The 22549-nt window shown below is 53.2% G+C and carries 18 protein-coding genes and 1 pseudogene; 13 read left to right on the top strand and 6 right to left on the bottom strand.

Annotation, left to right across the window (positions count from 1 at the left end; genetic code table 11):
• The first annotated feature begins 167 nt into the window (after positions 1-167).
• The gene (locus BST81_RS01290) at positions 168-2093 is read left to right on the top strand and encodes a penicillin-binding protein 1A (RefSeq protein ID WP_075596717.1); all 1926 of its coding nucleotides are present in this window, start codon (positions 168-170) and stop codon (positions 2091-2093) included.
• On the opposite strand, the gene BST81_RS01295 is transcribed toward BST81_RS01290, so the two are convergent.
• Complete coding sequence (locus BST81_RS01295) at positions 2090-2413, bottom strand: DUF1825 family protein (protein WP_075596718.1); 324 nt, start codon at positions 2411-2413, stop codon at positions 2090-2092. The genes BST81_RS01290 and BST81_RS01295 overlap by 4 nt on opposite strands.
• A 301-nt stretch (positions 2414-2714) precedes the next feature.
• On the opposite strand from BST81_RS01295, the gene BST81_RS01300 reads away from it, so the two are divergent.
• Positions 2715-5117 (top strand): CHAT domain-containing tetratricopeptide repeat protein, encoded by a 2403-nt coding sequence (locus BST81_RS01300; protein ID WP_075596719.1) that lies wholly within the window; start codon positions 2715-2717, stop codon positions 5115-5117.
• A gap of 114 nt (positions 5118-5231) precedes the next feature.
• Complete coding sequence (locus BST81_RS01305) at positions 5232-6644, top strand: sugar transferase (protein ID WP_075596720.1); 1413 nt, start codon at positions 5232-5234, stop codon at positions 6642-6644.
• A gap of 19 nt (positions 6645-6663) precedes the next feature.
• Here the strand turns inward: BST81_RS01305 and BST81_RS01310 are convergent, their stop codons facing one another.
• Both BST81_RS01310 and BST81_RS01315 read right to left on the bottom strand, forming a co-directional pair.
• Complete coding sequence (locus BST81_RS01310) at positions 6664-7311, bottom strand: hypothetical protein (RefSeq protein ID WP_075596721.1); 648 nt, start codon at positions 7309-7311, stop codon at positions 6664-6666.
• 12 nt (positions 7312-7323) lie between these two features.
• Complete coding sequence (locus BST81_RS01315) at positions 7324-8349, bottom strand: response regulator (protein ID WP_075596722.1); 1026 nt, start codon at positions 8347-8349, stop codon at positions 7324-7326.
• Between the two features lie 234 nt (positions 8350-8583).
• Between BST81_RS01315 and psbQ the strand changes: the two genes are divergently transcribed.
• Entirely contained in the window at positions 8584-9036 is a 453-nt protein-coding gene (gene psbQ, locus BST81_RS01320; RefSeq protein WP_075596723.1) for a photosystem II protein PsbQ, read from the top strand.
• Between the two features lie 105 nt (positions 9037-9141).
• Positions 9142-10227, top strand: coding sequence for an FAD-dependent oxidoreductase (locus tag BST81_RS01325; protein ID WP_075596724.1), 1086 nt, complete (start codon positions 9142-9144; stop codon positions 10225-10227).
• A 66-nt stretch (positions 10228-10293) separates the two neighbouring features.
• Here the strand turns inward: BST81_RS01325 and BST81_RS01330 are convergent, their stop codons facing one another.
• Positions 10294-12087, bottom strand: a complete 1794-nt coding sequence (locus tag BST81_RS01330) for an iron uptake porin (protein WP_075596725.1) — start codon at positions 12085-12087, stop codon at positions 10294-10296.
• 893 nt (positions 12088-12980) lie between these two features.
• Here BST81_RS01330 and BST81_RS01335 point away from each other — a divergent pair.
• The 6 genes from BST81_RS01335 to BST81_RS01360 are packed head-to-tail and all read left to right on the top strand — an operon-like array spanning position 12981 to position 19256.
• Positions 12981-14180 carry a BMP family ABC transporter substrate-binding protein gene (locus BST81_RS01335; protein WP_075596726.1) on the top strand — a complete coding sequence of 400 codons (1200 nt, stop codon included), beginning with the start codon at positions 12981-12983 and terminating at the stop codon, positions 14178-14180.
• 2 nt (positions 14181-14182) lie between these two features.
• Complete coding sequence (locus BST81_RS01340) at positions 14183-15286, top strand: ABC transporter permease (protein WP_075596727.1); 1104 nt, start codon at positions 14183-14185, stop codon at positions 15284-15286.
• A gap of 21 nt (positions 15287-15307) precedes the next feature.
• A complete protein-coding gene (locus tag BST81_RS01345) occupies positions 15308-16234 on the top strand; it encodes an ABC transporter permease (protein WP_075596728.1) in 927 nt (308 codons plus the stop codon).
• A gap of 12 nt (positions 16235-16246) precedes the next feature.
• A complete protein-coding gene (locus BST81_RS01350; protein WP_075596729.1) occupies positions 16247-16933 on the top strand; it encodes an isochorismatase family cysteine hydrolase in 687 nt (228 codons plus the stop codon).
• Positions 16934-16962: 29 nt separating this feature from the next.
• Entirely contained in the window at positions 16963-18537 is a 1575-nt protein-coding gene (locus BST81_RS01355; protein ID WP_216351170.1) for an ABC transporter ATP-binding protein, read from the top strand.
• 26 nt (positions 18538-18563) lie between these two features.
• Entirely contained in the window at positions 18564-19256 is a 693-nt protein-coding gene (locus tag BST81_RS01360; protein WP_075596730.1) for an isochorismatase family cysteine hydrolase, read from the top strand.
• A 41-nt stretch (positions 19257-19297) separates the two neighbouring features.
• On the opposite strand, the gene uvrB is transcribed toward BST81_RS01360, so the two are convergent.
• Positions 19298-21301: an excinuclease ABC subunit UvrB gene (uvrB, locus tag BST81_RS01365; protein WP_075596731.1), complete on the bottom strand. Its 2004-nt coding sequence runs from the start codon at positions 21299-21301 to the stop codon at positions 19298-19300.
• Between the two features lie 184 nt (positions 21302-21485).
• Here uvrB and BST81_RS01370 point away from each other — a divergent pair, with 184 nt between their 5' ends.
• Positions 21486-21800, top strand: coding sequence for a YkvA family protein (locus tag BST81_RS01370; protein WP_075596732.1), 315 nt, complete (start codon positions 21486-21488; stop codon positions 21798-21800).
• A 42-nt stretch (positions 21801-21842) separates the two neighbouring features.
• Here BST81_RS01370 and BST81_RS01375 read toward each other — a convergent pair whose 3' ends face one another.
• Complete coding sequence (locus BST81_RS01375; RefSeq protein WP_075596733.1) at positions 21843-22286, bottom strand: LOG family protein; 444 nt, start codon at positions 22284-22286, stop codon at positions 21843-21845.
• A gap of 70 nt (positions 22287-22356) precedes the next feature.
• On the opposite strand from BST81_RS01375, the pseudogene BST81_RS27275 reads away from it, so the two are divergent.
• Positions 22357-22549: pseudogene (locus BST81_RS27275) on the top strand (IS1 family transposase); the annotation flags it as partial.

Raw genomic sequence — 22549 nt, forward strand, 5'->3', positions numbered from 1 at the left:
TACAATTCAGTTCACTTAATTTACCTTATGGGGAGTTTCGCTATATCAAATCTTCCATCTTGATAGACCTATAGGAAACTATAATGACCTCGATTCTGTTAGAACTGTGGTTAGATTTAATGACCTGATTGTAATCATCCTTTTTGTGTTGAGGAAGTGAGAGCGCCGTGTCAACCAGTAGCACCATCAGACAGAAGCAGCCTGAAAAACCTGTAAATGCCGTTGCGCCACTGCTCAGGTTCATTGGTGGCGTCACTCGGGTAACCAGTGGCACTTTGCTGGGAGTGACGATGCTAGCCAGTTCTGTAGTCGCTGGTGGCCTGGTGGGTCTGGCAATCAGTTTTCGCAACCTGCCCGATGTCCGGATCCTGCGGAACTACGTCCCGACGGAAACCACCCACATCTACGACATTCGCGGGAAGCTCCTGGCCACGGTCCATGGCGAAGCCAATCGTGAAGTGATTCCGCTGGACCGGATCTCGCCTCACCTGAAGCGGGCGGTGCTGGCGATCGAAGACAGCCATTTCTATAGCCATAAAGGCATTAACCCTGCAGGGGTGGCGCGCGCCCTGTTGGTGAACCTGGAGCGCAAGGAAACGGTGGAGGGGGGTTCCACTGTGACAATGCAGTTGATTAAAAATCTATTCCTGACCCCTGAACGATCGCTCAGCCGCAAAGTTGCGGAGGCAGTCCTTGCCATGCGGGTAGAGCAGATCATGACTAAAAATCAGATCTTTGAACTGTACCTGAATCAGGTGTACTGGGGGCATAACACCTACGGGGTAGAAACGGCTGCCGAGAGCTATTTTGGTAAGTCCGCTTCTAACTTGACCCTGGCAGAGTCTGCCATGATGGCTGGGCTGATTCAGGCTCCCGAAAATTACAGTCCTTTCCTCAATTATAAAATAGCCAAACAACGCCAGGTCACTGTTCTGAATCGGATGAAAGAACTGGGCTGGATTACTGCCCAGGAAGAGGCTGCGGCTAAAAAGCAATCGATCAAGCTGGGGAGAATTACCTCCTTCCAGCGCAGTCGGGCCCCTTACATTACGGAAGCGGTGGTGCAAGAGCTGACTAAGCGGTTTGGACGGGATGCCGTGCTGAAGGGTGGCATGCGAGTCCAAACGACGATCGATATGCGGCTCCAGCGCATCGCGGAGGAAACCGTGCGTCGAGGCCACGACAATCTCCTTTATCAAGGGGTCTATGCGGATCAAATGTCCCTGGTAGCAGTTGATCCCCGCACCCATTTTGTCAAAGCCATGGTGGGCGGGGTCGATTATAAGAAGAGCCAGTACAACCGGGCTATTCAGGCCATGCGTCAGCCCGGTTCAGCCTTCAAACCCTTTGTCTACTACACTGCTTTCGCCACCGGTCGGTATGCGCCTGATTCTGCGATCGCTGATAGCCCCGTCTCCTATCCAGATGGCTACGAGATGTACCAGCCGAAGAACTATGATGGCACCTTCATGGGGGTGATTACGATCCGCAAGGCGCTGGAGGTCTCCCGCAACATTCCAGCGATTCGCTTGGGCCAGGAAGTAGGGCTGAATAAGGTGATCGAAGTCTGCCGTACCCTGGGTATCAAGAGTCCGATCGAGCCTGTGATCTCCCTACCCCTGGGTGCCGTCGATCTGACCCCAATGGAAATGGCGGGAGCCTACGCCACATTTGCTAATACAGGCTGGCACTCTGAACCCACGTTCATTGTCCAGGTGACGGATAGTAACGGCAATCTCCTTCTAGACAATACGCCGAAACCTCAGTTGGTTCTGGACCCCTGGGCTGCCGCTTCCCTGAATGAAGTATTACAGGGGGTCATTAATCGCGGGACCGCAACAGTGGCCCAGATTGGTCGCCCAGCAGCCGGGAAAACAGGCACCACTTCTTCCGAGCGGGACATCTGGTTCGTAGGATACGTTCCCCAATTAGCTGCTGCTGTGTGGGTGGGCAATGACGATTATAGCCCTCTGGGCCATGGTGCAACTGGCGGCACGTTTGTGGCCCCCATTTGGCGCGACTTTATGGAGCAAGCGATGCAGGGAGTTCCAGTAGAGCGGTTCCGCCCTGCCTCAGAGTTTGATCGGCCCTAGCCTTGCTTTTCCAGGTCAGCTTTCATGCGTTCCAGGGTCAGGTTCATCTGGTCGAACATCTGTTGGGGGGTAATGCCAAACTGCCCCAAATGGGTTTTGAGCTGTTCAACGGTCATTTGAGCCATAAAGTCTTCTGAAAGCTCAAAGCGTTTCATAAACACCCGGTAGCGGTCCATTAGAGTTTCCATCTGTTCGATGAAAATCTTTTTGCCCTCCAGATCAAATTTTCCATAGCCAGTACCTAGCTGTACCAGGGATTGATAATCCTCAAACAGCTGTTTGGCTTCATGTTGAACGATTTCAGAGTCAAAGAATCCCATTTTCTTATCGGTGTCGCTTGTTGATAGAAGCTCGTTTGCCTGCAGTGGCAGATCCGATCAGGGGCCTCAGAGCCCGACTGCGGTTCATCCTCGGCCTCCAAACTCTTCTATCATCTTAGTGCAGCCCAGGTTTACTGGGGAGTACGGTGCGGGTTCGGAATCCTCGGTATTTTCCCTACAGCGTCCAGATTAAATCATTTATTTTTCACTAGATGTGGGTTGTTTGGGATCTCTCCAGCGAGTTAGGATACAGCACGAAAGACGCGATTCGATACCCAGCAAATCAGTAGGAGACGAAGAGATGGGGAAGGGTAGAGTCTGGTTAAAGTTATTCCTGTTACTCCTGCTTCCCTTAAGCCCGACTATGGTTCCCAGTCTGATGGCTGTTCCGTCTGAGATCGCCCAGGCCAATAACCCCCAGCAGGCAGAAGCCGATCGTCTTATTCAGTTGGCCAAAGATCAAATCAATACCAGCCAGTTTGAGCAGTCCCTCCAATCAGCAGAGCAAGCCCTGCAACTCTACCGTCAACTTCAAGATCGATCGGGGCAAGTAGAAGCCCTGCGAATGGTAGGCAATGCCTACTATTTTTTGAGCAACTATGAACAGGCCACAGCCTTTTATCAACAGTCTGCTGAACTGGCTCGAAAACTGGGCGATCGGGTCCGGGAAGGCAAAGTCCTGGGCAATCTGGGGGGAATCGCCTATGCCCGTGGAAACTACGCGCAGGCCCTGACTTATTTTCAGCAAAGTCTGGAGATTGCCCTAGTTGTTAAAGACCGCCTCGTTGAAGAAAATGCCCTCAGCAATCTGGGCATCCTCTACAGCGATCTGGGAGATTATCAGCAAGCCCTCCTTTACCAACAGCAGGGTCTAGCGATCGCCCGGTTGAACCAAAATCGTCCGGGAGAAGCCTCATCCCTCAACAATCTGGGCTTAAGTTATATCGCGTTAGAGCAATACTCTGAGGCCATTGCGGCTTACCAGCAGGCTCTGGCCATTTTCCGAGAGTTGAATAACCGCCTGGGTGAGGCCACAGTGCTGGGAAATTTAGGCACTGTTTACAATAAGCAAGGGAAATATGCTCAGGCGATCGAGTATCAGCAGCAGCGACTCAACCTTGTCCAGGAGCTAAAAGACCGCCTGGGTAACGCTCAGGTTTTAGTAAATTTGAGCAATACATACTTTCAGCTCAAAGACTATGAGAAAACGATTCAATTTGCCCAGGCTGCCTTGAAAGTTGCCCAGGAGATTAACACTCCCCTGATTACCGCCGGAGCTCTTCATAATCTGGGAACCTCCCTAGCCGTATCCAATCGGGCTAATCAGGCTGAGAAGTATTTACTGGACTCCATTCAGGTGTATGAGTCCATGCGGGATGGTCTGAAAGATGCGGATAGGGTTTCAATTGCGGATACCCAGCGGAACCCTTACCAGGTCCTGCAACAGGTGCTGGTAGTCCAGGGTAAGATTGAATCGGCATTGGAGATCTCCGAACGGGGCAGAGCCAGGGCTTTTGTGGAGCTACTGGCTGGACGGGGACAGGTGAATGCCGCTAACCGTCAGGCCACGGTTCAGCCGATTAAAATTGCCGACATCAAAAAAATCGCCCAGACTCGTCAGGCCACGCTGGTTGAGTATGCTTTTGTGTCGGAAGCCACTACAAAGCTCTATATCTGGGTAGTTAGACCTTCTGGAGAGGTCGCTTTCCGTAAAGTTGATTTCACTCCCCTGGTGCAAAATCAGCAAGCCCTGGTCAGCCTGGTCATGGATAGTCGGGCATCTCTGGGCGTGCGCGGCATTCAATTTAATGAGACTGCCCAACCAGTTCCTCCAACCTCTGCCAGTTTTCAAAATCCCCGTCTCCGAGAGCTCCATACCCTCCTGATTAAGCCGATCGCTGACTTACTGCCCAGCAATCCCAACGCCCCTGTCATCTTTGTCCCCCAGTCCGAGCTATTTCTGGTGCCCTTTGCCGCCCTGCAAGATCAGTCCGGCAAGTATTTGATTGAACGCCATACCATTCTGATTGCCCCGTCGATTCAGGTATTGCAATTGACTCAAGCAAGGCGAGGAACTGGGAAGGGAGGCGAGGTGCTGATTGTGGGTAATCCAACTATGCCGAAAGTCAAATTCGGGGCCGGAGCAGCCACCCAACTGCCAGCGTTGCCCGGTGCTGAAAAAGAAGCCAAGGCGATCGCCGCCCTGTTCAAGACCCAGCCCCTGGTGGGTGCCCAGGCCACGGAATCTGCCGTGTTGCAACGCCTCTCCCAGGCCCGGTTGATCCACCTGGCTACCCACGGTCTGCTAGATGACTTTGGGGGCGCAACCATTCCCGGAGCGATCGCCCTGGCCCCCGATCGGCAGCGAGATGGACTCCTGACGGCAGAGGAGTTGCTCAGCCTGAAACTCCAGGCCGAGTTAGTGATTTTGAGCGCCTGTGACACAGGACGAGGACGCATCACAGGAGATGGGGTGATCGGATTATCCCGATCGTTGATGGTTGCAGGGGTGCCCACTGTCATCGTCTCCCTCTGGCAAGTGCCTGATGCTCCCACTGCATTTCTGATGACCCAGTTTTACCAGAACTGGCAACGGGACCCCAACAAAGCCCAGGCCATGCGACAGGCCATGCTCAAAACCATGGAAGAGTATCCCGATCCAAGGTCATGGGCCGCTTTCACCGTCGTAGGGGATGGAAATTAAGCCGTTACCAATTTCATCGACAGATGCAACGACCCTCTTAATTGCAGTGAATACTAGAGTGTAACTGCAGGGACTAACTGCCATGAACCTCTTCTTTTCACCAGCTTCTCATCGATGAAGACAGATATTCGCGCCCCTGGCCAGTTCAATTTTCGTCAGACTCCTGCCTGGGAATGGCAACTGGTGGTTATCCTGCTGCTGAGCGATATTCTGGCTCTGGCTCTGGCTTGGCGATTAGCAGCCCATCTAAATCGGTTTTATTCCCCCCTGCCCTCTGAATTGAATTGGGGACACTGGTTGGGATTGCCCGGGCTATTCTGGGTCTTTGCCGGATTGACCCTATTTCTATTTGCCCAAGGAGAGTTATATCGGGCATCTACCCAGTGGAAAAACTACATTCGAGCTGGTCAACTGGTCACCCTGGTCTATCTACTCTCCCTGGTGGTGAGTTACTTCTACGACCCGAAACTGGATGCCCCCCGATCGCTGTTTTTCTCAGCCTGGTTCACCAGCGTTGGCTTTGTGGTCGGCTTTCGCATGATGGCCACCCTACTCCTGCGGCAATTTCGTCCTCTGCAGGTGCCGGTATTTTTGATCGCCCCATCAGACCGTCTCAACACCCTGGCCCGCACCCTGGCAGTTCGATCGCACTACCGAATTGTCGGGGCTGCCCTGGCCACCCTGGCCAATTCCCCCATTACCCTCCAGAACATCCGCGCCAGTGGGGCCAGGGAAGTCCTGGCTGAGCAACTCCCGGATACGGTGCTGGCTTCCACCCTATACTGGCAACTGCGTAAGTGCGGCATCACCTTGCGACTGATCCCCTCCAGCCTGGAGACCCTGCATCGACGGGGAACGCCAGAGGTCTGTGCTGGCCTGCCCACCCTGCGGATGGCAGCCCCGTTTCCCCTCCTGAATGGCCTCGACTATCGGTTAAAGCGTTGCCTGGATTTTGTCTGTGCTCTGTTGGGATTGATCGGGCTAGCTCCATTGCTGATGGGGGTGGCGATCGCCATTGGGCTCAGTTCCCCCGGGCCAGTCTTCTTTCGCCAGGAACGGATCGGGCTGCATGGCCGCGTATTCCAGGTCTGGAAGTTCAGGACGATGATCTCCGGTGCAGCAGCAATGCAAACTGAGCTGGAGGCCAAAAATCAGAGTAAAGATGGGGTGCTGTTCAAAATCAAAGATGACCCTCGGGTGACACCATTGGGGCATTTTTTGCGGCGAACCAGTCTGGACGAACTGCCTCAACTTTTCAACGTGCTGTTGGGGCAGATGAGTCTGGTCGGTCCCCGGCCCCTCCCCCTGCGGGATGTGGAACGGTTCGACACCTGGCACCATATTCGCCATCAGGTGTTGCCGGGAATGACCGGTCTGTGGCAAGTGTCTGGACGATCGGAAATCGATGATTTCGGAGATGCAGTTCGTCTGGATCTTTACTACATTGATAACTGGTCCCTCAACCTGGACCTAGACATTCTGGTTGAAACCCTACGGATCGTTCTATTTGGGAAGGGGGCTTATTGAGCCAGGCTTGCCAGGCTGATTAACGGGAGATCAGTCGGAGCAGCGGCCAGAGCCCCAGGGAGAAGGATAGGAACCCCAGGGTAATGGCTCCGATCATCCAGTTCCGCATGGAGTCCAGCCGCTGATCCAGTTCCAGCATCGCAGCTTTCGACTTCCGGGCTGCCGTTTCAACCCGCTCCAGCTTCACCAGATACTCATCATCAGGTTTCACTTCATTCAGTTGATTGGTCAGGGTCTTCAGTTCCACCCGCAGCCGAACCCCCAGTTCATCGAGCTGGTTACGAACACTTTCCCGATGGCTATCCCAATCCCGTAGAAAATCAGACCGTTTGCGCTCAGATTCCTCCTTTAAGGCCTCAATCTGGCGGGCCAGATCAGCTTTCAGGGTTTGCTCTCGCTTCAGCGCCTCCTCACGAAACTGTTCCTGTTGACGTTCTGCACTGCGGGTCAGGGCTGTAAATCGCTGTTCACAGTCAACCTGAGATCGCTCCAGATCCTGTAGGGTCTGCTTAGCCTGATCAATGTATTCCGTGAGCTTATGATACGCATGCAGCAAATTCTCAAACTCGATCTGAACAGTCGTCAGATTTTCCAGGACTCCTGTGGACTGGGTCAACCGCTGCCGCAGGGTCGTCAGTTCTGCCTCTATTTGTTCCAGATTATTCAAGCCATCTCTCCTTTAAATAGGCAACCCAGTATCCTGATGTAAGCGTTTAAACCCTTGCTGCAAGCGATCGATCGTCGGTTGCAGTTCAGTCAGATGACGCCATTTGCTGGTCAGGGAACTAATTTGCCATTGAGCCAGAAGCATCCGCTGGTAAAGGGATTCCTCACCAAATAGAGCAGCCGTTTCCCGCAGAAACTGCCTGCCCAATTCGTCATCTCTCCAGCGATCGCGAATTTGCTGCACCCAGGTATAGACTTCCGCCAAATCAATTACCCCGCCTTCCCGACAGAACAGGAGCAGTTCTGGCCAGGGGCGTTGTTGCCGCTCTGCTTCCCGGAATCCCAACCGCAGGTAATCCAGCGCCTGGGACTGGTGATCAGGCAGTTGGCGACTGCAGGCACCAGCCAGATAAAGGGCAGACAGGTTGGTGGGAGTCTGTTCCAGCTGCTTTTTTAGGCGGTGCATCAGCGTATCTAGATTCTGCCGTCTCAGACTGAGATGAACAAATTCCTTTAGATCGAGGGGATTAAATCCTTGGAACAGGCGCATCAGTTCCAATTCCACCGGAGTCAGCTCCGAGACTTCGATGGGAAGCATCACTGGTTCTGTAGAGGCAGGGTCGATCGCTACTCTAGAGATGATCTTTTCCAATAAACCAGGACCAACCTGACTATGCCCTCGATAAATGAGATCGATCGCATCCATCAATTCCTCTGCCGATGAATTTTTCAGCAGATAGCCTCTGGCTCCAGCTTGCAGAGCTTCAGCCAGATACTGATCATCATCTTCGCTACTCAGAATCAGAACTTTCGTTTTTTGAAAACGTTGGGAAATGATTCGGGTTGCCGCCACCCCATTCATCACAGGCATGTGGATGTCGATCAGAGCCACATCGGGATGCAGAGCTTCGACCTGTTGAATGGCTGCCTGTCCATTCTCAGCAACACCAGCAACTCGAATATTCGTACTCGACTCCAGCAGTGCTTTAAGCCCTTCTCGAATCACTCGCTGATCATCAACCAGTAAGACATCAATCATGGCTGCTCAATAGAATCGATCCCGTTTCCCTACAAACTATCTATACGAGCAAAAACCAAGTCCTCAGCGCAAATTCGGATTAAATTGTCATTAGTCATGGGTACTCAACTAATCCAATGACCCAGGACTAATGACAAATTCTCCAAAGTCATTACCACCCAGCCAATCAAATGACAGATGACAAATACGATATGATGAGTGACGGCATATAGGATGAAGTAGTAAGAGAGTGTTATGGTACGCCAACGGTCTTTCCTATCCTTGATTCTGGGCTTGATTCTGGTTTTCGTGGTCAGCTTGAATATGCCAGCGATGGCTGCCAAGAAATCGACACCAACCTATACAGCGGCCCAACTGGAACAGATTCAGGTTTATCGTTCTAACCTGAAGGCTGTCAGCGATCGCCTGCCAGAACTGGTCCCTATGATTGAAAAGCGCCAGTGGACAGATGTTCGTGATTTCATCCATGGACCAATGGGTGAATTGCGGGTACGGATGAATCGACTAACTCGGAGTTTGTTACCGCAGGAACAGGCTGCAGCCACTGCCGCAGCCAGGGAAGTCTTTGAGCATCTGATCGAGTTGGATGAAGCTGCGCTGGCCCAAAGCTATTCCAAGATGGTGCGTAGCTATGGTGAAACCCTGCGGGATCTGAACGCCTATTTTGCCGCCGTGGCAAAGGGCTAAGGCAAAATAGATAGTCGCGAACGGCTGAATAGACATAAAACCTGGGGGAGAGAGGGAAGGACCAGAATTTTCCCTCTCTCCCTCATTTTTTAGGCCCATTGGAATATGACCCATATCGTTGTAATTGGTTGTGGCGTGGTTGGAGCCACGATCGCTTATGAGTTAAGCCGCAATCCAGATCTGAGCATCACAGTTCTGGATCGCCACTCCCCAGGGCTGGGTTCGACGGGGGCAGCTCTGGGAGTGATGGTGGGGATCCTTAGCCAGAAAGTGAAGGGAAAAGCCTGGGCGATGCGATCGGCCAGCATGCGCCGCTACGAAACCCTCATCCCTGAACTGGAAGCTTTGACAGGGCAAACCATTCCCTACAATCGCCAGGGCATTTTGAAACTTTGTTTTGCAGGGGATGATTTAACGGCCTGGAAAAACCTGGTGGAGATGCGGCAGACCCAGGGTTGGCGGCTGGAACTTCTGGAAATGGCCCGACTGCAGGCGGAATATCCACAGTTGGAGAACGATCGCCTGATTGGAGCTGTGTATTCTCCCCACGATCGTCAGCTCGATCCGACCGCTCTCACCCTGGCTCTGGTGGCAGCAGCAGCAGCCAATGGAGTCCTGTTTCGCTTTGATTGTACCGTACAGGATTTCTCAGCAGAAACTGGCTCGGTCCAGCAAGTGCAAACGGATGGGGAGACGTTTTTGGCAGACTGGGTGGTGATTGCAGCGGGTTTAGGATCGTTTGCCCTCACCCAAGCGCTGCATCAGCCAGTTGAGGTAAGGCCCGTCCTGGGGCAGGCGGTGCAAATACAGTTCGACCATCCCCTGGGGGACCCCGATCGCCAACCCGCCATTACCGGCGAGGATGCCCACATCGTTCCGGTAGGTGGAGGAGCCTATTGGGTCGGAGCCACGGTCGAATTCTCTGCCAATGGTTCAGCCCCGATCGCAGCTGCAGCCGCTCTGGAAGAGGTGCTGCAGCGGGCGACTGCCTTCTGTCCTGGACTGGCTAGAGGGACGATTGTCAAAACCTGGTCTGGGTTGCGACCCCGACCAGAGGGGCGTCCAGCACCGATCGTGGGTGCCCTTCCCACCTATAAGAATGTGCTCCTGGCCACTGGCCATTACCGCAATGGCATCCTGCTAGCACCCGCAACAGCAGACTATATTTGTCAGACAATTCTGCAACAGTAAATCAGCATGGTGCGTAGGGATGTCACATGTTATGTCCCCCCTACGCACCATTTCTGACAACACCGATTAGAAACTGAACTGGGTACGCAGATTCCCCACGTAAATGGGTGGGTTATTGCTGAAGTTATTCGGCTCCGCAATGATGTAAAAAGCCGGGACCAGGGCAATATTGTCGCTTACAGGGTAGAAGTAGGTAAATTCAAACTCGTACTGTTTCCCCCCATTGCCGCCCCCCGAGATGAGGAGGTTGCGCCCACTGGTGACGGTATAAGGCACCAGAAAGGAGAAGGTCGCCACGGCTCCCGCCTTACCCAGATCAGGGAAAGCGAGACCAATCTGATAGGCCTGAGCGGTGATGGAACCAGCCCGACCCAGACCATTAGGACGGAACAGATCAGTATTGGCAAACCCATATCGCCCAAAGATTCCAACCCACTTGGCAATTTCCAGATCAAAGTTAATCCCAAAGGTATCTGCCGTGGCATTGCCCAGAGGATTAATGAAACCAGGCGTTGTAACGGTATCGGCAGCAAAACCGTAAATTGGTTCTGTCCCAATCACACCACCACCCGGTGGTAAACCAATGTTGGTGCGGTTGTAAAGCAGACGGAGATTAAACTGCTTCACTGGAGTGAAGGTCAATTCAGCCGTCAGGGTATTCAAACCTCCAAACAGACCCTGGGTTTGCTGGGGGTTTGAAGCAGAGTTGAATGGGGCGAAAGGCAGAAACTCCACTTCTGCACCCAGGTAACCCACATTGAACTGGAATTGAGAACTGGGTTTCCAGGACACCACAGCCCCTGAACCCCGATCCAGACCATTGGTTAATGTACTCCCGATCGAGTTAAAGGTGCTGGCACCAAACAGGAAGAAGGTATAGCGGTTGTCGTCAAAGTGACGGTACCAGTTGACTCGGGGACCGGCAATTACCTGCAGGGTATCCGTAACGGGAAACCGGTAGAACAGGTCATGAATGATTACACTCGTGTTGGCCCCGATCCCTTCTCCTGGTAGAAATCCTCCCGTATTGACAAACGCCGTCTGGTCTGTGAAGGGTACCCCAAAAGTATTGAAGAGACCCGCTGAGGCCAGGGTGTTGGCTGGAGAAATGCCATTGCCGACGGCCAGTTGGGTTACCAGGCTATCTTTTCCGCTGAAGGACGTGGTCAGGGTCAGCCAGGCCAGGGAGCTGAAGGTAATACTGGGGGACTGGCTGATGCTCCGAACGGGTGGAATAGCTCCAGGAGCCTGACCTCCATTGAAAATGTTAACCCCTTCTGCCTGAATCGTCCCAGGCGAACCTGCACCAGTAATATTGAACCAAACCAGACCACTCAGCTTGGTCGTGGTTGAGAACTGTTGAGCTTCCAGGGTTGCTGTGCGAGCTTCCAGGGCATCCACTCGGCCCCGTAATGTTGCCAGCTCAGCCGCAAATTCCTCCTGCAGGCGTCTGAGGGTTTCCAGATCCTCTTTGGTCACCAGATTAGCTGTGGCTGAGGCAATCAATTCGTTCACCCGGTCCATACAGGCGTTCAGACCTGCTGCAAACTCGTAGCGGGTCATGGCTCTGCTGCCCCGATAAGTCCCATCGGGATAACCCGCAACACAACCATAGCGCTCCACCAGGGATTGCAGTGCCTGAAAAGCCCAATCAGAAGGCTGAACATCTGAAAGTTGGGAAACAGAATTTAACTGCTGCATGGATGCATCGGGTCCATCTGCCGATGAAACTGGTGCATCCAGATTGGTCATCTGATTGATTTCTGCTACGGAGCGGTAGGTATCTTTGGGAGCCGGATCGGCGATCGCACCCTGAGTACTCACCAACCAAACACCTGCGATCGCAGGTGCTACCCGCATCAGTTTCCACGCTGTGACAGCTCTTAGCATTGGCTCTATCATCTCCTCACACACAAATAAAAAACCAAGTAATTACACGCAAAAGGCAAAGCCGTATTTTGACCGGCAATCCTGAGTAGCAGATTAGTGAAAATTATGGGGGTGAAACTGTGGCCAAAGTGTCTAAACCTGCGAAAAGGTAAAAAAAATTTAGATGCGTGACGCTGTGGGCTCGATAGAGAATTTAGAGTTACCGATTTAAACCGAAATATCAGCAGTCAGATCCGGGTCTTTCTTCTGAGTTTTAAGGCTTAAAATTCAGCCTTAATATACTTGATGTACCTGAGTTCCTCCCCAGACCCTCACCCCCTTCTCCCAGAACGGGAAAAGGGGAGCATGGGGGAAATGTACAAAGTATATCAATACCTAAAATCCTCCCCTCATATAGCGAACTCCATTCTCAAGAGAACCCAAATTTCTCACTGGCCAGGAAATCACTCCATTACTTTCCTGCGTTAAGTTTAGTAGCCAGAATTACGAAAAATTACGGGCTAACCAACCTCTACAAGCCTTCAGAATTTGACCGTTCACCTTAAAACTGACATTACAATCCTTTGCGATTTGGAAATCGTAGAGGCTTCCTATCTATCAACTCTGTAACTTGCGTAACATTCTTCTTCTGGTCTTAGGCTTACTTTTCTTGTCAGCGGATCATTTGCAGTGGCTCTTACATGAATTGCAGATAAAGATTTGCTGAGTCTAAATACTCAAATCTCAAGGTATAGGTTTCAACATTAAGCAGCACCTGGCTGATCCTTGCTCAGGCATATCCTGTATTTGAAGTTTAGGGTTAGGGTTGATAGTCTTTCGTAGAAATGGGTTTGTTATTGGTCCCTTGTTAAGGAGGAGTTGAGTTGAGTAACCGGAAGTCAATTTATGTACCCCGACGTCAGGTAATCCGCGGCCTCTTGGCTGCTGGCGCTTTTGGAGCAACATCCCGAATTTGGACTGCCTGCACCCCCCAGGAAACTCAGAGTGGATCGAATTCTCCGGGCACTTCATCCCCGTCATCAGACAAGCCTCTGGTCGTTGGTTTTATTTATGTGGGGGCGAAGGATGATTATGGCTACAACCAGGCCCACGCCGAAGGAGCTGCTGCCGTCGCTAAATTGCCTGGGGTAAAGATTGTGGAGCAAGCCAGTGTACCTGAAACCACAGATGTTCAGGAAACTATGCGAAACATGATTGAACAGGATGGGGCAACTATCCTGTTCCCGACTTCCTTTGGATACTTTGATCCCCATATTGTCAAAATGGCGGCAGAGTACCCTGAGGTGCAGTTCTTCCACTATGGCGCTCTCTATGACGCATCCAAGCATCCCAAAAATATTGGTAGCTACTTTGGGGATGTGGATGAAGGTCAGTATATCTGTGGTCGGGTTGCAGCGATGACTTCCAAATCAGGTAAGTTGGGGTTTGTGGCAGCCAAGCCCATCACCCCTGTGCTGCGCAATATCAATGGCTTTATCCTGGGAGCCCGTAGTGTCAAACCCAACATTACTGTCCAGGTGATCTTCACTGGGGATTGGTCACAACCAGTGAAGGAAGCGGAGGCCACCAATAGTCTGGCTGATCAGGGGATTGATGTGGTCAGCGTTCACGTCGATAGCCCCAAGGTCGTCATCGAAACGGCTGAGAAGCGCGGGATTTACTCCTCCGGGTTTCATGCTGTTCAATCAGCCCTGGCTCCCAAGGGATATCTCACAGGTGCGGCCTGGGACTTCCCCAGTGCCTACAGCGAATTTGTGGAAAAAATCAAAGCCGGTAAGACCCTGATGAATGGTGGCATTCCCCATCTATCTCGGGGTGGCTTGAAAGAGAAGTACGTGAAACTGGCTCCCTTTGGCCCAGCCGTCAGCGAGGCCGCGAAAAAGGATGCCGAGGAAATGCTGGCCAAGGCCAATGATGGGACCCTGGTTGTCTATAAAGGTGGCACCAAGGACAACACAGGTAAAGAAGTCATTCCAACGGGTAAGGATCTGAAGATCACAGATAGTGCCCTGGATAAGACAGATTGGCTGGCTGAAGGTGTGATTGGTAAAGTCAAGGGTTAATCATGATGAGTAGTGCTCGGTGGCGTTCTACCCTGGAGGCGATCTGTATCCCCTTGGGGGCGTTACTTGTTTCATTGATATTATTCGGGTTGTTTTGTGGGGCTGCCAAAGCAAACCCGTTTGCAGTCTATGCCTCTATCCACAAAGCGGCCTTTGGTAGCTGGTTTGCTTTCCAGAACACGCTGATCCGGGCCGCTCCTCTGATGTTGACATCCCTCTGTACGGCCCTCCCTGCCCGCCTGGGGCTGGTCATCATTGGAAATGAAGGAGCTCTGGTGGTCGGTGGTATTGGGGCTGTGGCGATCGGTCTGGCATTGGGAACTAGCGCCCCCTCGTTGATCGTACAGATTGCCATGGCGATCGCGGCCTTGGTTTGCGGCGGCCTCTGGATTGGGGCAGTCGGGGCATTGCGCCACTACCGGGGCGTCAATGAGACGATCAGCAGTTTACTGCTCAACTATATTGCGATCGCCTTGTTGAACCACTTGGTCACCGGCCCGATGAAGGATCCGGCTTCCTTGAACAAGCCCTCCACCTTTCCCCTGGCGGATATCAACATGCTGGATAAACTCCCCGGCACTCGTATCCACTACGGATTGATTTATGGCCTGATTGCCTGTGTGATTGCCTACATCCTGATTCAGCGGACCACATTTGGATTTGCGGCCCGGACCTCGGGGGGCAACATCCGGGCCGCCCGCATCGCCGGACTCCCGGTGGGCAAACTGACCATGGCCATCTCCTTCCTGGCTGGTTCCTGCGCTGGTCTGGCAGGCATGGTGGAAATTGCTGCGGTGCAAGGCCGAGCCAATGCCTCCCTGAATGCCAACTATGGCTACTCTGGGATTCTGGTGGCGTTCATTTCCCGCCACAATCCTCTGGCTGCGACTCTGGTGGCGGTACTCTTAGGTGGGATTCTGGCCAGCGGCAGTATCCTGCAACGGGTTCACAATTTGCCCGATGCAACCGTCTATGTTTTCCAGGGCATTGTCTTCCTGGTGGTGATGTTCAGCGAATCTCTGTATGGCCGATTTGCCATCTTTAAAGAACCAGAGCGTCCTGCTACACCGCCAGTTTCCCCATCGTCCGCAGCAGCAGTTGTTTAATGTTTTACGGAGGAACTTTGCGTGGCCACAGAAGCAATCGGTTGGTGGGGCGTTCCCCTAGCGATCGCCGCCGGGACAATGCGCGGTGGAACCCCATTCCTGTTTGTTAGCCTGGGGGAATGCCTGACGGAGAAAAGCGGCAAAATTAACCTTGGCCTGGAGGGAACCCTGTTGACAGGAGCGATGAGCGCCTATGCCATTTCTTACCTGACCAAATCCCCCTGGATTGGCGTCCTGGTTGCCGGAATCGCGGGCATGACCCTGGGCCTGATCCATGCCTGGCTCTGCCAGCAGCCTCGCGTCAATGATGTGGCAGTTGGTATTGCCATGATTATCTTTGGCAGCGGAATAGCCTTTTTCCTGGGTAAACCCTTCATCCAGCCTTCGGCTCCCCAACTGCCGACGATCGACCTGGGGTACTGGAGTACGATCGCTCCCTTGAAGGAAGCGTTGCGCATCAGCCCCCTATTTGTGCTGGGGGTGGCTCTGGCTCCCCTGATGGCCTGGTTTTTTCGATCGACCCGCTGGGGGTTGTTTATCCGTGCCGTCGGAGACAGTCCCGATGCTGCCCGGGCCATGGGCGTTTCGATTAATCGGGTCCGGATGCTTTCCATTGTCGCCGGGAGTTTCCTGGCCGGGATTGGAGGAGCCTCCCTCTCCCTCTATTATCCTGGCGTCTGGAGTGAAGGAATTTCCAGCGGGCAGGGTTTGATGGCTGTGGCGCTAGTGATTTTCGCCCGCTGGAACCCAGTCCAGTGCCTGTATGCCTCTCTGTTCTTCGGTGGAGCCCAGTCCCTGGGACCTGCCTTGCAGTCTATCGGGGTCACTCAGGGATACTACCTGTTCAATGCCGCCCCCTATATTCTGACCCTGGCGATTATGGTCATCACCTGTTCTCCTAAACGAACACTGAGTGGTGTTCCTGGTGCCCTGGGCACCAACTCCTGAGGAGGGGACAGCATGGGACGTTTTGTTGCAGCTGACCCCTACCCCTACCCCTATAACGGGGACCTGCGCCCGGAGAATACGGTCCTGATAATCATTGACATGCAGACAGATTTCTGTGGCCAGGGGGGCTATGTAGACAAGATGGGCTATGACCTGTCTCTCACCCGGGCTCCGATCGAGCCCATCCGGAGACTGTTGTCTGTTTTTAGAGCTGGGGGATATGGGGTGATCCACACCCGGGAAGGTCACCGTCCCGACCTGTCTGACCTGCCAGAGAACAAGCAATGGCGATCGCGCCAGATTGGAGCCGGGATTGGAGACCCTGGTCCCTGCGGTCGCATCCTGGTCCGGGGCGAACCGGGGTGGGAGATTATTCCCGAGCTAGCACCTCTCCCCGGAGAACCCATTATTGATAAACCGGGGAAGGGTTCCTTCTACGCCACAGATCTGGATTTGTTATTAAAGCGTCAGAGGATACAGAACATTGTGCTCACAGGTATTACAACAGATGTTTGTGTTCACACCACAATGCGAGATGCTAACGATCGGGGCTATGAATGCTTGATGCTCTCGGATTGTACAGGGGCCACAGACTACAACAACCATCTCGCCGCCCTGCAGATGATCAAGATGCAAGGTGGTGTGTTCGGGGCAGTCGCAACTTCAGAAGCACTGATTCAGGCCATTCAAGGGGGATGATTCATGACCAATTTCAGGAGGGTGTTACAATGACCACCACAGATCCTTCCACGGCTAATTCGGGTTCGGCATTAATGGATAGCAGTCATCACTACTCGGGTCCACCAGAGTTGGAAGCCGTGAGCATGACCAAGCGCTTCGGAAGTTTCACGGCCCTGGATAATGTCTCCCTGAAATTGTCATCTGGAACCTTCCATGCGTTGTTGGGAGAGAATGGAGCTGGGAAAAGTACTCTGGTCAAATGCATTATGGGGTTCTACACCCCCACTTCCGGCCAGATTATGGTGGGGATGCATGAGCGAGAGATTAATAGCCCCAGAGATGCCCACAAGTATGGCATTGGCATGGTCTACCAGCACTTCACCTCCGTACCAGCCATGACCGTGGCTGAAAATCTGGTACTGTCCAAATTCGATAGTTCTAACCTGATTAACTGGAAACAGGAGTGTGAAGAACTGGCCGAGTTCATGAAGTCTTCCCCCTTTCAATTGGACTTAAATACCCCGATCGCCCAACTGGCCGCCGGTCAAAAACAGAAGCTAGAAATTCTGAAGCAGCTTTACCTGAAGAATCGGATTCTGATTCTGGATGAGCCCACCTCCGTGCTCACCCCTGGTGAGGCTGATGAAGTGCTGGGACTGCTGCGGGAAGAAGTCACCGCCGGTCGCCTGAGTGTGCTGATGATTTCCCACAAGTTTCGGGAAGTCACCACGTTTACCGATGAAGTCACTGTCCTCCGCAAAGGCAAATTTGCTGGGCATGGGTATGTGAAAGACCTGACGGTGGCTGATATGGCTCAGATGATGCTGGGTGAGGCGAGGGAGCAAAAGCAGGTTGAAAAAAATACGGCTGCCGAACCAAAGCCCGTGTTGGAAATTATGGATATCCATGCCAATAAGGACAATGGCTTACCTGCAGTGAATGGGGTTAAGTTGACCGTGCATGCCGGAGAGATTGTGGGGGTAGCTGGGGTGTCCGGAAATGGTCAGCGGGAGTTGGTTGAGGTCCTGGCAGGTCAACGGACAGCCACTCAGGGACAGGTTAAAGTCAGCGGGGATCTCTATACCGCAACCCGATCGGAGATGGCTCGCCATCACATTTACTGCCTGCCAGAGGAACCCTTGCGGAATGCCTGTGTTCCCCACATGAGTGTGGCCGAGAACCTGGCCCTGCGCACCTTTGATCGTCCCCCCCAAGCCTGGGGACCCCTTCTGATCCTGAAAGCGATTCGACAGGCTGCTGTGAAGCTGATTGGCACCTTCTCCGTCAAGACCCCTTCACCGGACACTCCGATCGGCAACCTCTCCGGTGGCAATGTCCAGCGGGCGGTTTTGGCACGAGAGCTATCCTCCGAGGAAATTAAACTGCTGATTACTGCCAATCCTTGTTTTGGCCTAGACTTTTCTGCCGTGGAATACATCCATGGCCAGATTGTCGAAGCCCGTAACCGGGGGGTCGCTGTGCTGCTGTTCAGCGAAGACTTGGATGAAGTCTTGAAACTCTCCGATCGCATCCTGGTCATGAGCGGTGGTAAGTTTGCCTACGAAAGCTCGATCGCCGAAGCCGACTTTGCCAAAATCGGCCAGAGTATGGCTGGTCACTAGCACCCTCTCTCTTTAGGACAACCCCCATGATCCCGATCGCTGCCCAACCTTACGATTACGAGCTGCCTACTGATAGTAAAGTCGCCCTGATCATGATCGACATGCAGCGCGATTTTCTGGAACATGGTGGCTTTGGAGATGCCCTTGGTAACGAAGTGACTCGATTGCAGGCAATCGTCCCCACTGTTAAACAACTGCTGGACGCTTTTCGAGCCGCCAACCTGTTGATTATCCACACCGTGGAAGGCCACAAACCCGATCTTTCGGACTGTCCTCCATCCAAGCTGAACCGGGGAAAAGGCAGCCTTAAAATTGGGGATCCAGGCCCCATGGGCCGCATTCTGGTTCTGGGAGAAGCAGGCAACGGCATCGTACCTGAATTGGCTCCCCTGCCTGGCGAAATCCTGCTGGAGAAGCCAGGGAAAGGAGCCTTCTGTCGAACCAACCTGGAGACCATCTTGCAAGAACGGGGGATTACCCATCTGGTGATCGGGGGCGTCACCACCGAAGTCTGTGTACAGACAACGATGCGGGAAGCCAACGATCGGGGCTACGAATGCCTCCTGGTCGAAGATGCCACCGAAAGCTACTTTCCAGAGTTCAAGCAAGCCACCCTGGAGATGGTCCGTGCCCAGGGTGGCATCATCGGTTGGACGGCTCCCGCATCTGCTGTAATTGAGGCATTGCAGAAGCTGCCTGCACTGTCATCCGTGTCCTAAACCGGCCCCCTAAAGGCATTGTACCCAACGCCTGGGAAGATTTAGGATTTGCGGCCCACCAGCTTATCGCGCAGGTGTTTGATCTGGTCCCGGTATTTGGCGGCTTCTTCAAACTCCAGTTTCTTGGCGGCTTCTTTCATCCGGGCTTCTAACTGGATAATGAGTTCCGGGATGTTTTCCAGGGGTAAGTCATGGGCCTGGTCATAGACGACTTCCAGTTCCTGGGCATTCAACCGGCGCGAGACTTCCAGAAAAGCCAGGATAGCGTTGCCAGATTTTTTGACGATCGGTTTGGGGATAATCCCGTGTTCTTCGTTGTACGCCATTTGAATGGCCCGCCGCCGCTCGGTCTCGCTGATGGCTTTGGCCATGCTGTCGGTCAGGTTGTCGGCATAGAGGATGGCCTGTCCCCGAATGTGGCGGGCGGCGCGACCGATCGTCTGGATCAACGATCGCTCAGCTCGCAGGAAACCCTCCTTGTCCGCGTCCAGGATGGCTACCAGGGACACCTCTGGCAGGTCGAGTCCTTCCCGCAGCAGGTTGACGCCCACCAGCACATCGAAGTCTCCATCCCGTAAATCCTGAATGATTTCAATCCGCTCGATTGAATGGATTTCAGAGTGTAGATAGCGCACTCGAGTTCCTCGTTCTTGCAAGTACTCGGTCAGATCTTCGGCCATCCGCTTGGTTAAGGTGGTGACCAGAACTCGTTCGTTGCGTTCTGTGCGATCGCGAATTTCGCCATACAAATCATCAATCTGACCAGCGGTGGGACGCACAAAGATTTCCGGGTCCAGAACCCCAGTGGGACGAATAATTTGTTCTGCGATGCGTTCCTGAGATATTTCTAGCTCCCAATCGCCAGGAGTTGCTGAGACAAAAATACACTGATTCACCTTGTTCCAGAATTCCTCTGACTTGAGGGGGCGATTGTCGGCAGCACTGGGGAGTCGAAAGCCGTGGTCGATCAGGACTTTCTTGCGGGATTGATCCCCATTGTACATACCTCGCAACTGGGGCACAGTGACGTGGGATTCATCCACCACCAGCAACCAGTCCTTCGGGAAGTAATCAATCAGACATTCCGGCGGTTCCCCCGCTTCTCGTCCGGCCAGATGGCGGGAATAGTTTTCAACTCCGTTGCAATAACCCACTTCCCGCAACAGTTCCAGGTCATAGCGGGTGCGCTGCTCCAGGCGTTGTGCTTCCAGGAGTTTGTTGGCCTGCTCCAAAGCTTCCAACTGGTCCTTGAGTTCAGTTTCGATCTCATTGCAGGCCACCTCCAGACGATCCTCTGGGGTGACGAAGTGGCGGGCCGGATACACGTTCACGGCTTCCATGCTCTGCAGGGTGGCTCCCGTCACTGGATCCACATAACGGATAGCATCAATTTCGTCGCCAAAGAATTCAATCCGCACAATCCGGTCCTCGTAAGCAGGACCAATTTCCAGCACATCCCCCTTCACCCGGAAACGGCCCCGGCCCAGATCCAGATCATTGCGGGAGTACTGGATTGAGGCCAGATCTCGCAAGATCTGCCGCTGATCTACCTCGACCCCCACTCGAAATGGGATGGACGCCTTCAGATATTCCTGGGGAATCCCCAGACCGTAGATGCAACTGATGGAGGCGACCACAATGACATCCTTGCGCTCGAACAGCGATCGGGTGGCCGAGTGCCGCAGCATATCAATCTCTTCGTTGATAGAGGCAGTCTTGGCGATGTAGGTATCCGTCACCGGGATATAGGCTTCCGGCTGATAGTAGTCGTAATAGCTAATGAAGTACTCGACAGCATTATCAGGGAAAAACTCCCGCATCTCGTTACAGAGCTGAGCTGCCAGAGTTTTGTTATGGGCCAGAACCAGGGTAGGCTTTCCAATTTGATCGATCACGCGGGCGATCGTATGAGTTTTTCCCGTACCCGTGGCCCCCAGCAGGGTCTGATGGGCGTACCCAGCCTGCAGGCCAGCCGTAAGCTGCTGAATAGCTTTCGGTTGATCGCCAGTAGGTTCAAACGGAGCCTGAATCTTAAACTGCGCCATGGGAAAGCCCTGTCATACCTACCCTGTGATTTTAGCGCAGGGACTCACTGCCTGATGGTGCTGTTCCGGATAGGGGTTCCCTGCTATGGGTAGAGTCCTCTGGACAGAGTCAGACAGGTTTTCCACACTCTACGCCAGATGAATCATTTGTCATGATTAATTCAGTGTCAGAAGGACGATCACCATGAATTTCTCAATCCAATCGGTTTACACCTGGTATCGCAACACGCTTCGTAACCCCAAGTATCGCTGGTGGATTATTGGGGGAACGCTGGTTTATTTGCTCAGTCCCTTTGATATCGCTCCAGATTTTCTGCCTATCTTGGGTCAGATTGATGACTTGGCGATCGTGACTCTTCTGGTGGCGGAAGTATCCAGTCTGCTGATGGATACCTACAAGACCCGCAGAAAAGAGGCCCCTCAGACAACTCCAACCGCAGAAGGTGCTGGTGATGCTGAGAGCAATGGCACGGTGGATGTGGATGCCATTTCCATGTAATCAAACCCACTCCTCTCCATAGCGGTGGTGCATGCACCACCGCTATGGGGGGTTTGTACAGTCCAGGAATTTCCTGGTCAGGTCTATGGCAACCTCGGGGGAATTAGCCGTCATAACCCGATGGGACAGGCCACAGAAGAACGCTGCACTCTCAGTTCCAGGGTTCAGTAAAATTACCGATCGTTCAGCTTTGATGGCCAGTGCCACCTCCGAAGCCGTGCCTGCTCCCATGCCACAGGCAATCACCACCTGACTGGAGAGGATATTCAGGGTATTTCGGGCATGCCCCAGGTCTGTAATGATGGGGATATCTACTGCTGCAGACATGCCCGCCCGATCGCTCGTAGGCAAAATTCCGATCGTCAGCCCTCCGGCTGCTTTGGCACCCCGGCTGGCAGCATCCATGACCCCTGATGCTCGTCCACCCGTCAGCAATACCCAACCGGCCTCGGCAATCCGCTGACCCAGTTCAAAGGCATTGGTGATATCTTCGGTAGTGCGTCAAACTGATGTGGGTCTGGTAGAGTAAGGAATCAACGATTCACCTACTCAAGCTATGGAATGTAAGCTCTGCGGTCATTCTAAGACTCACAAGCATGGCAAGATGCCGAATGGGCATCAACGCTACTTTTGCCTGGGGTGCCAACAAACCTTCTCAGAGAGTTTTGACACCCTCTACTACTACCGTCACGTCAGTCCAGAGCAAATTCAACAAGTCCTGCAAGCTCACAGTGAGGGCACCAGTTTAC

Origin of the sequence: Leptolyngbya sp. 'hensonii', from assembly GCF_001939115.1 — a bacterium.
Classification (GTDB): Bacteria; Cyanobacteriota; Cyanobacteriia.